We start from the raw sequence: 13,622 nt of genomic DNA, 5'->3' as shown, positions 1-13,622 counted from the left end.
GAGGGGGTAAAGCTTCTGATACGTACCCGATCAAGCGCGGTCGTTGTGACCCAGATCGCGGGTCGGATCGATCAGATCGCGCACCCGCTGCTTGAGTACCTTGGCCTCGGGGAAACCACCATCGGCCTTGCGTTCCCAGATCTGCTGGCCATCGCAGAGGATGCGGAACACGCCGCCGGTGCCCGGCTCCAGGCTGACCCGGCCGAGCTCGTCGGCAAAGGTGCTCAGCAGTTCCTGAGCCAGCCACGCGGCGCGCAGCAGCCACTGACACTGGGTGCAATAGGTGATGACGATTTCGGGCTTCTGATCGGGCATGGCAGCGGCTCTACTGTGGGGCTTGATGCCTATAATAACGGCCTTTGTCTCTGCTCCTGCCGGAATCCATCATGCGCCGCCTGCTCCTTTCGCTGCTTTGCCTGTTCGCCCTGTCCAGCCTGCCCGTCGTCGCCGCCGAACGTGTCGGCCTGGTGCTGTCGGGCGGCGCCGCTCGCGGCCTGGCACACATTGGTGTGCTCAAGGCGCTGGAAGAACAAGGCATTCGCATCGACGCCATCGCCGGTACCAGCATGGGCGCCATCGTCGGCGGGCTCTATGCCGCCGGCTATTCGGTGGCTGAGCTTGAGCGCCTGGCGCTGGAACTGGACTGGCAACAGGCGCTGTCCGACTCACCGCCACGCGAGGACATCCCCTTTCGCCGCAAGCAGGACGACCGCGATTTTCTGATCAAGCAGAAACTCAGTTTCCGTGACGATGGCAGCCTTGGCCTGCCGCTGGGCGTGATTCAGGGCCAGAACCTGGCGCTGCTGCTGGAAAGCCTGCTGGTGCATCGCAGCGCCACACGCGATTTCGATCATCTGCCGATCCCCTATCGCGCCGTGGCCACCGACGTGGTCACGGGTGAACAGGTGATCATGAGCAGCGGCCACCTGCCGCAGGTGATGCGCGCCAGCATGTCGATCCCGGCGGTGTTCGCCCCGGTGGAAGTGGACGGCCGCCTGCTGGTCGACGGCGGCATGGTCAACAATGTGCCAATCGACGTCGCGCGGCAGATGGGCGTCGATCACGTCATCGTCGTCGACCTGGGTATGCCACTTAAACCGGCCAAGGACCTGCTCACCGTGGTCGACGTGATGAACCAGTCGATCAACCTGATGATGCGCAAGAACTCCGAGGCCCAACTCGAAACCCTGGAGGCGGACGACGTATTGATCCTGCCCCCGCTGGCCGGCTTCGGCGTCGCCGACTTCAATCGTGGCGAACAGATGATGGACGCCGGTTATCGCGCCACGCAGATTCAGGCAGAGCGTTTGGCTCGCTTGCGCACCAGCAGTGCCGGCAACCCGGCGCTGGCCATGGCGCGCTCGCGCGAACAGCGCACACCGGTGATTCGCGAGATCCAGGTGGAAAACGACTCCAAGGTCGGCGATGCGGTGATTCGCCGGCATATTCGCCAACCGCTTGGCGAGCCACTGGACATGGATCGCCTGCAGAAGGACATGGGCACGCTGTACGGCCTGGACTACTTCGAGCGCGTGCAATACCGGGTAGAGCCGCTGGACGAGCGCGGTAGTGCCCTGGTGATCGATGCCCGCGGCAAACGTACCGGCACCGATTATCTGCGCCTGGGGTTGAACCTGTCCGATGACATGCGTGGCGACAGCGCTTTCAACATCGGCGCCAGCTACCGCGTCAACGGCATCAACGAGCTCGGCGCCGAATGGCTGACACGCCTGCAGTTGGGTGACCGCCAGGAGCTCTACAGCGAGTTCTATCAGCCGCTGGACGCCGGTTCGCGCTACTTCGTCGCGCCCTACCTGTTCGGTGAGGCGCAGAACGTCGAAGCGATCCTGGACAACGACCCCATCGCCGAATACCGCCTGGAGCGTTACGGCTATGGCCTCAACCTCGGCCGGCAGATTGCCAACAACGGCGAGATTCGTTTCGGCATTGCTCAGGCCTGGGGCGAAGCGGATGTCCGCGTCGGCGAGCGCGACCTGCCCAGCTTCAGTTTCAGCGAGGGTTACTACGAACTGCTGTACTCCTTCGACACCCTGGACAACCTCGACTTCCCGCGCACCGGCGAGGACATCGGCCTGATGCTGCGCAAGTACGACCGTGGGCTGGGTTCGGACGAGGAATATCGACAATGGCAGCTGAAGCTGGACAAGGCCTACAGCCATGGCCCCAACACCTGGCTGTTCGGTGGTCGCTACGGACGCACGCTGGATGAGGCGGAAGTGGTCACCTCGGGCTTCATTCTCGGTGGCGCCCAGGAACTATCGGGCTTTCGTCAGGACTCGCTGAGCGGCCAGAACATGGCGCTGGCGCGGATGATCTACTACCGACGCATGACACCAACCTCGATGTTGCCGCTGAACTTCCCGCTGTACCTGGGCATGTCGCTGGAGCGCGGCCGCGCCTGGAACAACGACAACGCTTTCGACAGCGGCTACATCAACGCCGCCAGCATCTTCCTCGGTCTGGATACGCCGCTGGGGCCGCTGAACTTCAGTTACGGCTTCAACGACGAGCGGGAAAAAGCGCTGTACCTGAACCTGGGCAAGAGCTTCTGAAACGAAGAGGCCGCGCATGTGCGCGGCCTCGTTACATGACAGCGGGGTTGATCAGGCGATTTCTGCCAGCAACTGGCGAGCGGCCTTTTTCTGCTCGTCGTCACCGTGATCGATCACCTCGTTGAGGATGTCGCAGGCGGTGGCGATATCGCCCTGTTTGATGTAAGCCAGCGCCTGGTTAAGCTGGGCCATGTGCTCCGGATTGCCCGCCAGGTGGTCGATGTCGCCCTGCAGCGCAGCGGTGGCATCGGCATCACCGGCGAAAGCGTCGATGAAGTTGTCATCCAGCGCCGGCACCTCATCACTGAGCACCATTTCCATCTCACTGAAGGCGCTCAACTGCTCGTCTTCATGATGCAGTTCGAACACCTCCGGGAGCTCCTGCAGATTGCTGGCGAACGACGGATCGAACTCCGGTTCTGCAGCAGCCTTGGGTTTGGCCTTGGCGGTAGCAGGGAAAGGGCTGACCAGATCCCAATCGGCATCCAGCGACAGGTCGTCGAGGTTGAGCTGAAAATCAGGTTCGGCCGCAGGCTGCTGCTCAGCGATAACCTCGGTCGGTACCTGCTGAGTCACCCGCAGATCAGGATGCCGCGCCTTCAAGGCATCGATGCGTGCGGCGTCGAACGCTTCGGCGCGCAGCACGGCCTCCTCACGCGCGAAGCCCGCCCCGTCGCCCAGCAGCGCCAGAACTTCCAATAGACGGAAGCGCAGATCGCTGCGCTGCGGCTCCTGAGCCAGCGCCTTGCTCAGCTCACCACGGGCCTCGCTGAAGCGACCGTAGGCGATGTAGACATTGGCAGCCTCGAGTGGGTCGACCGGCCCTTGAGCACGCACCGGAGCCGGCGCCGGTACTGCCTTGACCACCGGAGCTGCGGCAACCGGAGCGGCAACCGCCGCGAGTTGGGGACGAGGCGGTTGCTGCGGTGGCTGCGCCTTTGGTTGTACCTGCACCACCGGCCTAGTTTTCTCTCCACGCCGCCGCACGGCCCAGAAAAGCGCACCGAGCAACAGCAGAAGCCCAAGACCACCGGCCAACAGTGTCGACCACCAGCCACGTTCTGCTGCCACGGGCTCCTCGACACTGACCGGCGCGGCGGTAATGGGCTTGGCAACCGGCTCGGCCGGGGTGCGCGCAGCTAGCTCAGCCAACTGAGCATCCTTCTGCGCCAATTGCTCCTGCAACTGCTGCAGTTGCAATTGCAGTTGCGCCAAGCCTTGTTGCAGCTGCAGATTTTCCGCAGCCTGGTTGGCCAGCTCCAGATCGACCTGGCGCTGCCTCTCTGCCAGCAGCTCCAGGCTTTCGCTTTGCTGCGGTGCTGGCTCCAAGGCAGCCATAGGCGCGCTCACGGGCCCTTCGGCAGTGTTTTCAGCGAGCGCAGGTGCGGCCTCGGCAGCGACCGGAGCAGCAGTCGGCTGGGCAGCCTCCGCACGGGCGGCATCCGGCAGCAGCAGGTCGGCGCCAGCCTGTAGACGACTTGGATCGCCGCCAGCAAAGGCATTCGGGTTAAGGGCAAGAATGCCCTCCATCAGCGCCTGCTGAGACAGCTTACTGCCCTGCTCACGCAGACGCGCGGCGATGGACCAGAGACTGTCGCCACGGCTGACCTGATGACGGTGCCCAGCAGATGCACTCGGCGGCGTGACCGTGCTGACCGGCGAGAGCGGTGCTGCGGCGCGAGTAGAGGGTTGCGAAAGCGCCGTAGCGCTTGGCGCAGCCACGGCGGAGTAAGCCGAAGAGCCGGGAGGATCCAGCAGCACGGTGTACTCACGCAGCAATTGGCCGTTGGGACGCGCCACTTCGACGATGAAGTTCAGGTATGGCTCACGCACCGGACGGTTCGACACCACGCGGATCACGCTACGTGAACCCTGCAGAAGCGGCGTGAAACGCAGATCGTTGAGAAAGTAGAAGCGCTCGACGCCCGAACGACTGAACACCTCGGCTGGCGCCAGACCAACACGCAGATCCTGCGCGCTCAGGTCCCCCACTTCCAGCAGCTCGATCTCGGCCTCGAAAGGCTGATTCAGCGCAGAATGGAGCGTGATTTCACCCAAACCAAGCGCCGGTGCCATTCCCGAATAGAGGGCGGACCCCGACGCCAGACCCAACATTAATTGACGCACCCGAGCCATGTGACCTCCAGGGTTATCCGGCTCGAACGCCACCTCCTCGACTTCCTGTCTGAGCATCCCTTGGCCGGGAGGCTGGCGCCCTTGATAGTTCGAGAACGGGCGACAAGGTCCTTGTCGAGGCCGTCTCGAATTGCATTATGGCTACTAATTCACAAAGTAGCGGCTTGGGGGCCAGTTTGCCGACGAAAGCACGGTGCCATCAAGTTGAATCAGTCAAAAATTAGGCACAGAAAAAAACCGATCAAAAAATGATCGGATTTTTGACAGTACAGGCGGTTCACTTCATCAGGTTGCCGAGCACTCGAGCGTGCACCTGCTGACAGCGACGCAGATCCTCCTCGTCGATACCGGCGAAGACTTCATGGCGCAGTTGGGTGGAAATCGCTTCGATCTTCTCGATCAAAGGCTGCGCGTCCGGCTGCAGCGCAATCTTCTTGGCACGGCGGTCTTCGGGTACCGCCACGCGAGTAACCAGCCCCTGGCTTTCGAGACTGTCGAGTAGACGCGCCAGCGTCGGCCCTTCTACGCCGATGCTTTGCGCCAATTCACGCTGGGTCGGCATTTCACTGAAGCGCGCCAGGTGCAGCAGCACCAGCCAGCGAGCCTGGGACAGGCCCAGCCCTACCAGGCGTCTATCGAGTTCGGAACGCCAGGCACGGGATAGCTGGGCAACCTGCATGGCAAAGCGATGTTGATCGGGGTAAGACATGGGCAAGCGGACTCATACAAAGGTCAAAAACTAATTATTAGCCAGCTAGCCATAACCCGATGCGCAGGGCAAGCGCAGATTGCGCCATGAGCGTTGCAGAATGCGACCGGCTCGTTGCGCCCCGACTGCAAGTCAGGCCGCCACCCTGTTACGCCCGAAAGCCTTGGCCTCGTATAGCGCTCGGTCAGCCTGTTCGTAGAGCAGGCTCAATTCAGGCTGACTATCCGGGCTCAGGCAGGCGACGCCGATGGACATGGTCAGTACATCGGCGCTATCGGAGCCGCGGTGGGCGATGCCCGCCTCCTCTAGCGAATGGCGCAGGGCCTCGGCGCGTTGCCTGGCTTCATCGGCACTGATGTCGAACAACAGCAGCGCGAACTCCTCACCGCCAAGCCGTACGCCCATATCCAGTGGTCGCCGCGCCGCCTGCTTGATCAGTGAGCCGACACGCTGCAAAGCCGCGTCGCCAGCCTGGTGACCGTAGCAGTCGTTGTAGGCCTTGAAATGGTCGATGTCGCAGAGCAGCAACGCAATCGATATGCCGTCACGCTGCGCCTGGCGCCACAGGCGCTCGAACTGTCGATTGAAGCTACGACGGTTGTGCAGCCCGGTCAGGCTGTCGTGGTAGGCAAGGAGCTGCATCAGGTGGCTGATCAGAAAATGCTCGCGTGATTTGTATTCCAGGAGGTAGCAACCGACAGCGCCGATAAGATTGCCGAAGACCAGAAACAACAGGTTGTTGATCAGCCTCGGAGCAGGCAGCCCCGCGGCCAATTCCGCTATCACATAGGCAAGCAAAATCACCAGGGAACAGGCAAGGGCCTCGTTCAAGCGCAGGCCGACCAGGAAGTACGCCGCCATGCTCACCAGCAACAGACCTTCGTAGGGGTAGCCGGGGTCGGCGCGATGGGCGATACCGACAATCATCGCTGCCCCCACGCCGAGCACGAGGATGCAGGTCATGCTCAGCGGTAACAGAAGATGGCTGTGGCGACGCCGCAGGATCAGGGTCGCGCAAACCAGCAGGATGACCAGCACCACCAGGCGCACGGCGATCACCCAGCCCAGGTGTGACGCAGGCACCACCAACATGTCGAGCGCAGTCAGGGCCAGCCAGATGACCGTGGCCACGCAGAGCGCGATACGTTTGAGCTCGAAGCCGTCCTCGAGCATGTGCGCACGATATTCACGCTCGAGAGCGCGGGAAAAACGCAATCGACGAAAGCCCAGGCTCAACTGGTCGGCATAGGGGCTCGAACGAACTTCGTCGGGCCAGGCGTGATAGTTAGGCACCCTCACCTCGTTATCTGGCGGCCTGCCCACACCTTAGCAGACCGGTGAAAAACTACCTGCGTTGCCATTGCTGCGTTAAAAACAGGCTGGAACGCCAGCCCGGTCAAATGCTCATTTACAACTCATAAACTCCGCTTTTTCGCCTGCTTTTTGCCTTGCAATGGCTACCTCGCCTACGTTTCTCAACGGCCTGTTAGCCCTGTGAGCGAAATGCCGCCAGAATCAGGCGAGCGAGTTCCACCGAGGGCGCTTAGATCTCGAACTCGGCCTGCAGCGCCGCACGCACGCAGTAGAGCACGCTCTCGTCGACGCGACCGGCGAACAGCGGCGCGACCTCACTCACGGCCGGCAGCTCGCCCTCGCCGTCGAGGAAGGTTTCCTGAATCTCGCCCAGCAGTTCCTCAGGAAGATCCAGCGCCTGTTCCAGGGTCAGTTGTTGCTGGGCGATGGCCTCGGCCAGCAGGCTGTAAACATTCTTCTCACTGCAGTTAAGCTGGCCGGCAATCTGCGCGGGCGTCATGCCGGCGCGGGCCAGGCTGACCAGTTCGTGACGTAGGTCGGCCACCGGAGCCGGCGTGTCATCCGCGCCGCTGCCATTGAGCACTTCCAGGAAGGCCTGGCCATAGCGCTCCAGCTTGCGCGCGCCGACACCACTAACCTCAGCCATTTCGCTCAACGAGCTGGGCTGACTGCGCAACATTTCCAGCAGCGTGGCATCGGGGAAGATCACGTACGGCGGTACGCTGTGTTCCTCGGCCAACTTGCGGCGCAGGCTGCGCAGCGCCTCCCACATTTCCCGCTCATGACCACGCACCAGTTGACTGGCGGCGCTGCTGGAGGCCTTGGCCGCCTGCGCCGGCTTGGGCTCACGGCGCAGTTGCAGGCTGACCTCACCGCGCAGCAGCGGCCTGCAGGTCTCGCTCAGACGCAGACCGCCGAAGCCATCCAGATCGACATCGGCCAGACCGCGGGCGACCAACTGGCGGAACAGGGTTCGCCACTCGACCTCGGAAAAGCCCTTGCCTACACCGAACACTGCCAGGTGCTGATGACCGGCGGCACGAATCTTCTCGTTGTCTCGGCCGAGCAGAATGTCCACCAGATGGCCGACGCCATAACGCTGGCCGCTGCGATAGACAGCCGACAACGCCTGGCGCGCCGGCTCGGTGGCATCCCAGGTCTCGACGCCATCAATGCAGTTGTCGCAGTGCCCGCAAGGGTTGGGCAATTCTTCATCGAAGTAGGCCAGCAGCGCCTGACGGCGGCAGCGTGTCTCCTCGCACAGGGCGAGCATGGCGTCGAGCTTGTGCTGCTCGATGCGCTTGTGGCGGTCGTCACCGTCGGAATTGTTGAGCATCTGCTTGAGGAAGATCACGTCCTGCAGGCCGTAAGCCATCCAGGCATCGGCCGGCAGACCGTCGCGGCCGGCGCGACCGGTTTCCTGGTAGTAGGCCTCCAGCGACTTGGGCAGATCCAGGTGACATACGAAACGCACGTTGGGCTTGTCGATGCCCATGCCGAAGGCGATGGTCGCCACCATGATCAGGCCTTCCTCATTGAGAAAGCGCTTCTGATTGAAGGCACGCAACTCGTTGGGCAAGCCGGCGTGATAAGGCAGGGCCGGGAAGCCCTGGCTGCTGAGAAACTCGGCGACCTCCTCGACCTTCTTGCGCGACAGGCAGTAGACGATACCGGCATCGCCCTTGCGCGCGGCGAGAAAACCCAGCAGTTGCTTGCGCGGCTGATCCTTGGGCTGGATGCGATAGAAGATGTTCGGCCGGTCAAAGCTCGACAGAAAGCGCTCGGCGTTGTCCAGGTGCAGACGCTGGACGATTTCCTCACGGGTACGTTTATCCGCGGTGGCGGTCAGGGCGATGCGCGGCACATGTGGAAAGAGCTCAGCCAGCTGACCGAGCTGCAGGTACTCAGGTCGGAAATCATGGCCCCACTGCGACACGCAATGCGCTTCGTCGATGGCGAACAGGGCGATATCCAGGCCCTGCAGGAAACTCAGCATGCGCGGCTGCACCAGACGCTCGGGCGCCAGGTAGAGCATCTTGATCTGCCCGCGACGGATACGGTCGGCAATCTCGCGCTGCTCGTCAGGGCTCAAGGTGGAGTTCAGCGCCACGGCTGCCACACCCAATTCGTCAAGGGTGGCCACCTGATCGTCCATCAGGGCGATCAACGGAGAAACCACCACTGCCAGGCCCTCGCGCATCAGCGCCGGCACCTGGAAGCACAGTGACTTGCCGCCGCCGGTAGGCATCAACACCAGGGCATCGCCGCCGCCGGCCACGCGCTCGATGATCGCGGCCTGGTTGCCGCGAAAGGCGTCGTAGCCGAAAACGTCTTTGAGAATGCGCATGGCGTGGTCGAGCATGAAGGCCTCCAAATCTAGCCGCGCATTATGCCGCAGGATCGCAGGCAACAGGGCGCCTACCCGTCCGAAGCCGCTCAATCGCCGTTAGTAGAGCGCCCGTGCTGGTCGCAGAGGCAGCGGTGAACTAGAATCCATCCTCGTTTATCCCCTAAGCCTCAAGGTAACCCCACGATGTCCTTCGCTGAGCAACTGTCCCGCCTGCAAGCCTTTCTCGATGCCGATGAGTTGCACGAAGAGGCGTTGGACTACGTGGCCGCGCATGGCTACCTGACCGCCCTGGCGATCTGCCCGGATCAGGTACCGGAGCGTGAGTGGATCGATGCGCTGTTCGCCGAGCCACCGCACTACCGCAGCGACGCCGAACGCGAAGAGATCGAAAGCACGCTGATCCATCTCAAGGCGCATATCGCGCGTCAGCTGGCCGGCGAGGAAGAGCCCGAGTTGCCGTGCGATCTGGATCTCGGTGACGAACCGGATGACTCCGACCTGCGCGGCTGGTGCATCGGCTTCATGGAAGGCGTGTTCCTGCGTGAAGCGGTGTGGTTCGAAGATGCCGAAGACGAAGTCAGCGAGTTGCTGCTGCCGATCATGGTCGGCTCGGGTCTGTTCGACGAACAGGCCGAATTTGCCGAGATCGCCCGCGACCGCGACCTGGTGGACAGCATGATCGACCAGATTCCCGAGCTGCTGACCGCCCTCTTCCTGCTGTGCCAGGCTCCGGAAGAAAAACCCGCACTGCTCAAGCCTCGCCACTGACCCCATGAGCCGGGGCACGCCCCGGCTGCCGCCAAGACCCGCCCATGCCGCGTGACATCCAGCCAAGCCGCCATCGCAGTGTCCGTTACCTGCTGCTGACCATCGGCTGGTTGAGCGTGGCACTCGGGGTCATCGGCATCTTCCTGCCCGTACTGCCGACCACGCCATTCCTGCTCCTGGCGGCGGCCTGCTTCGTGCGCAGCTCACGGCGTTTCTACCTCTGGCTGGTCACCCACCCGCGCCTGGGGCCGTGGATTCGCGACTACCTCGAAGGCCAGGGCATCCCACTCAAGGGCAAGGTCTACGCCCTGGTGCTGATGTGGGCCAGCATCAGCTTCTCCTGCTATCTGGTGCCCATGCCCTGGGCGCGCGTGTTCATGCTCAGCAGTGCGGCGCTGGTCAGCCTGTATATCCTCAAGCAGAAGACCCTGCCCAATCCCTGAGCGCTCTGCGCAGCCCGGATGCTATCCGACAGCTCAGCGGGAGTCCCCCGGATTGCATCCGGGCTACGGGAGCCAGTCACTTTCTCGACAAGCTTTTGACGCTGCTTTCTTACAGTGACGAAGCGGCCGGCAAAAAGCCGACACCTCACCTAGACTCTGCCAATCGAGCCTGGAGACCACGACCCCATGCGACGGCTGCGCGTTCAGGGATGGCGGTGGCGGCTGCTGATCCTGTGGATTGGCGGCGGGCTGCTGGCCGCGCTGGCAGTAGCCGATTGGGACTTCGCCGTGATCGTGAAGAATGCGGAAAACCGCTACGGCAACCTCGGCCCTGCACGCAAACGCATTCTCGACTGGGAAGAGTTGATCAAGAGCAGCACCAGCCTGAACGAGGCGGACAAGCTCAATGAGGTCAATCGCTTCTTCAACCGCACCATCCGCTTCGTCGACGACATTCAGCTCTGGCGCGAGAACGACTACTGGGCCACCCCAGTAGAAATGCTGATCAAGGGCGCCGGCGATTGCGAGGACTACTCCATCGCCAAGTACTTCACCCTGCGCCGCCTCGGCATCCCCAGCGAAAAGCTGCGCATCACCTACGTCAAGGCGCTGAACTACAACCAGGCGCACATGGTGCTGACCTATTACGCCAGCCCTAGCGCCGAGCCACTGGTGCTGGACAACCTGATCAACGACATCCGCCCTGCCTCGCAACGCAAGGACCTGCTGCCGGTGTACGCCTTCAATGCCGAAGGCCTCTACCTCGCAGGCTCCAACACACGCAAGAGCGACACCAAGAAGCTCTCTCGCTGGCAGGACATCCTGAAAAAAATGCGCGCGGAGGGCTTCGCCATTGGCGAAGGCTAGGAGGAAAAAGCCATGTCGTTACTAAAGCAACTGTTTCTCGCCATCTGCCTGTTTCTGGTGGTGGCCTTCACCGGCAGTTTCATCGCCGGGGTGGAGAGCTCGCGTGAACAGTTGATCAGCCAGCTGCGCTCGCACGCCCAGGACGCCGCCACGGCGCTGGGGCTGTCGATGACGCCGCATGTGGACGACCCGGCGATGATCGAGCTGATGGTCAGTTCGATCTTCGACAGTGGCTACTTCGCCAGCATCCGCGTGGTGCGCATCGCCGACGACAGCGTGATCGTCGAACGCGCCACCGAGATCAGGCCCGAGAACGTGCCCGGCTGGTTCGTCGACCTGGTCGATCTGCAGCCCCAGGGTGGCGATGCGCTGATCATGCGCGGCTGGGAGCAGGCCGCAAGGGTCGAGGTGCTCAGCCATCCACAGTTCGCCCTGGCCAAACTGTGGGACAGCGCCCTCGGCAGCCTGTTCTGGCTGCTGCTGTGCGGCCTGGTCAGTGCCGTGCTCGGTGGCTGGCTGCTGCGTACCCAGCTGCGGCCGCTGGACAACATGGTGCAGCAGGCGCAAGCCATCAGCCGCCGCGAATTTCTCACCCTGCCCCGTGTGCCACGCACGCCAGAGCTCAAGCGGGTGGTGCTGGCAATGAACCAGATGGTCGACAAGCTCAAGACCCTGTTCGCCGAAGAGGCCGCGCGCAGCGAGAAACTGCGCGAGGAGGCCTATCAGGACAGCCTCACCGGCCTGGCCAACCGCCGCCAGTTCGACATACGCCTGAGCAACCAGTTGGTGATCAACGAGCAGCATCCTGATGGCTACCTGCTGCTGCTGCGCCTCAACGACCTGGGCGGTCTCAACCAGCGTCTCGGCGGCCAGCGTACCGACGCGCTGATCGCCGCGCTGGGCGATCAACTCAAACAACTGCTGGCGTTACCGGGGCGCAGCCAATGGCTGGCCTCACGCAACCGCGGCGGCGAGTTCACGCTGCTTGCACCCGGCCTCAATGGCGAAGACGCAGAGCGCCTGGCCAGCGAGCTCAGCGAAGCCCTGAACAGCCTGAAGCAGACCGGTGCCAGTGACTGCGATCCCGTTGCACATATCGGTATTGCCGCCTTTCGCCCCGGCGAACAGAGCGCGGCAGTGCTGAGTCGCGCCGATCAGGCACTGGCTCAGGCACAGAGCAACACCGACAGGTGCTGGGAACGCCTCGACGACTTCACCGCCCAGACCACTCAGGGCCTGCACGACTGGCGCGGCTGGATCGACGAGGCGCTGAGCCAGGGAAAATTGCAGTTGTATTTCCAGCCTGTAGCCGAATGCGCGACGGGCAGGCTCATGCAGCACAAGGTCCTCGCACGCCTGCTCGATCCAGCCGGTGAAGCCATCACGGCCGGGCGCTTCCTGCCCTGGATCGAGCGCCTGGGCTGGGCTGCGCGCTTCGATCTGGCGATGCTCGAACACAGCCTGGAGCACCTGGCGCAACATCCTCACCCACTGGCGCTGAGCCTGTCTGCCGCGACCCTGCGCAATGACCAGGATAAAGCGCGCCTGCTCGATGCGCTGAACAGTCATAAAGACGTAGCGCACCTGATGACGCTGGAAATCGACGAACGCCACCTGCCGCCACCCGCCGAGCTGGAAGCGCTGAGCCAGGCGATTCGTGAGGCGGGTTTCAACCTGGGCCTGCAGCATTTTGGTGGGCGCTTCAGCCTGATTGGCAATCTCACCCACCTGGGCCTGGCGTACCTGAAGATCGATGGCACCTATATCCGGGCCATCGACCAGGAGAGCGACAAGCGGCTGTTCATCGAAGCGATCTTCCGCGCCACCAACAGCATCGACCTGCCGCTGATCGCCGAGATGGTGGAAACCGAAGAGGAGCTCACAGTGCTGACCGAACTGGGCATCCACGGTGCCATGGGCCGTCTGATCGGCGCACCGGCGCCCTGGGGCAAGCAATAACTGCAGGAGCCCCGCCGGGGGTAATTTCTGAAGATTACGGGTGTCGCACCGGCCGCTTCGCCGCGGGGCGCGGCTCCTACAAAGGCGGGGTTCTAAACCAGATTGTGCTCGTCGTCGCCAAGCAGGCCGCTGAGCCCCTCGATTTCGGCACGGGCGATGGCACGCTGATCGAGCTTCTGGCGTGCGGCCTCGGGCAGGTCGGTGTAACGAATAACGCCTCGTTCGACCAGCACGCTGACCACGTCTTCCAGCACGCGCACGAGCTCCAGGTCAGACTGTTTCAGGCTGTCCAGGCGCGCCTTGACCTCTTCCTTGGCCTCAAGCCAGCTGTGTAGCTCCTCGCTCTCGACAGCCAGGTTTTCCGTCATACCCTCAAAGGGCTCATGTTCGACTCGCAACAAACGCCCGGCCGCGTCGCGCTGTACGTAAACCATCGCTGCCTCCAGCAAACGCCATAAAAAAGCCCGCTACTCGGAACGGGTAGCGGGCTTACTCTAGTTGAG

Annotated in this window: 11 protein-coding genes; 5 read left to right on the top strand and 6 right to left on the bottom strand. The window is 62.8% G+C overall.

What is annotated here, in order from left to right; all coding sequences use genetic code 11:
- Positions 1–30: 30 nt before the first annotated feature.
- On the bottom strand, positions 31–315 hold the full coding sequence (locus tag BLT86_RS03605) for a SelT/SelW/SelH family protein (RefSeq protein WP_017677396.1): 285 nt from the start codon (positions 313–315) through the stop codon (positions 31–33).
- A gap of 71 nt (positions 316–386) precedes the next feature.
- Here BLT86_RS03605 and BLT86_RS03600 point away from each other — a divergent pair, with 71 nt between their 5' ends.
- Positions 387–2,573 carry a patatin-like phospholipase family protein gene (locus BLT86_RS03600; protein WP_092374694.1) on the top strand — a complete coding sequence of 729 codons (2,187 nt, stop codon included), beginning with the start codon at positions 387–389 and terminating at the stop codon, positions 2,571–2,573.
- 51 nt (positions 2,574–2,624) lie between these two features.
- Here BLT86_RS03600 and BLT86_RS03595 read toward each other — a convergent pair whose 3' ends face one another.
- The 4 genes from BLT86_RS03595 to recQ all read right to left on the bottom strand — a co-directional run bounded on the left by BLT86_RS03595 (position 2,625) and on the right by recQ (position 9,094).
- On the bottom strand, positions 2,625–4,631 hold the full coding sequence (locus tag BLT86_RS03595) for a FimV/HubP family polar landmark protein (RefSeq protein ID WP_456239048.1): 2,007 nt from the start codon (positions 4,629–4,631) through the stop codon (positions 2,625–2,627).
- A 355-nt stretch (positions 4,632–4,986) separates the two neighbouring features.
- Positions 4,987–5,418 carry a MarR family transcriptional regulator gene (locus BLT86_RS03590; RefSeq protein ID WP_017677399.1) on the bottom strand — a complete coding sequence of 144 codons (432 nt, stop codon included), beginning with the start codon at positions 5,416–5,418 and terminating at the stop codon, positions 4,987–4,989.
- Between the two features lie 132 nt (positions 5,419–5,550).
- Positions 5,551–6,711, bottom strand: a complete 1,161-nt coding sequence (locus tag BLT86_RS03585) for a GGDEF domain-containing protein (protein ID WP_055987154.1) — start codon at positions 6,709–6,711, stop codon at positions 5,551–5,553.
- A gap of 250 nt (positions 6,712–6,961) precedes the next feature.
- Entirely contained in the window at positions 6,962–9,094 is a 2,133-nt protein-coding gene (gene recQ, locus BLT86_RS03580) for a DNA helicase RecQ (RefSeq protein ID WP_092374689.1), read from the bottom strand.
- Positions 9,095–9,265: 171 nt separating this feature from the next.
- Between recQ and BLT86_RS03575 the strand changes: the two genes are divergently transcribed.
- The 4 genes from BLT86_RS03575 (at position 9,266) to lapD (ending at position 13,119) form a co-directional block, all read left to right on the top strand.
- Complete coding sequence (locus BLT86_RS03575) at positions 9,266–9,850, top strand: UPF0149 family protein (RefSeq protein WP_072424677.1); 585 nt, start codon at positions 9,266–9,268, stop codon at positions 9,848–9,850.
- A gap of 44 nt (positions 9,851–9,894) precedes the next feature.
- A complete protein-coding gene (locus BLT86_RS03570; protein WP_021490005.1) occupies positions 9,895–10,293 on the top strand; it encodes a YbaN family protein in 399 nt (132 codons plus the stop codon).
- A 186-nt stretch (positions 10,294–10,479) separates the two neighbouring features.
- Complete coding sequence (gene lapG, locus BLT86_RS03565; RefSeq protein WP_021490006.1) at positions 10,480–11,160, top strand: cysteine protease LapG; 681 nt, start codon at positions 10,480–10,482, stop codon at positions 11,158–11,160.
- Between the two features lie 12 nt (positions 11,161–11,172).
- Positions 11,173–13,119, top strand: coding sequence for a cyclic di-GMP receptor LapD (gene lapD, locus BLT86_RS03560; protein ID WP_092374686.1), 1,947 nt, complete (start codon positions 11,173–11,175; stop codon positions 13,117–13,119).
- Positions 13,120–13,211: 92 nt separating this feature from the next.
- Here lapD and BLT86_RS03555 read toward each other — a convergent pair whose 3' ends face one another.
- Complete coding sequence (locus tag BLT86_RS03555; protein ID WP_017677405.1) at positions 13,212–13,553, bottom strand: hypothetical protein; 342 nt, start codon at positions 13,551–13,553, stop codon at positions 13,212–13,214.
- Positions 13,554–13,622 lie beyond the last annotated feature (69 nt).

Source organism: Pseudomonas sihuiensis (genome assembly GCF_900106015.1).
Lineage (GTDB): Bacteria > Pseudomonadota > Gammaproteobacteria > Pseudomonadales > Pseudomonadaceae > Aquipseudomonas > Aquipseudomonas sihuiensis.
Note: the sequence above shows the minus strand (reverse complement) of the source record. Positions and strands in the feature narration are given on the sequence as shown.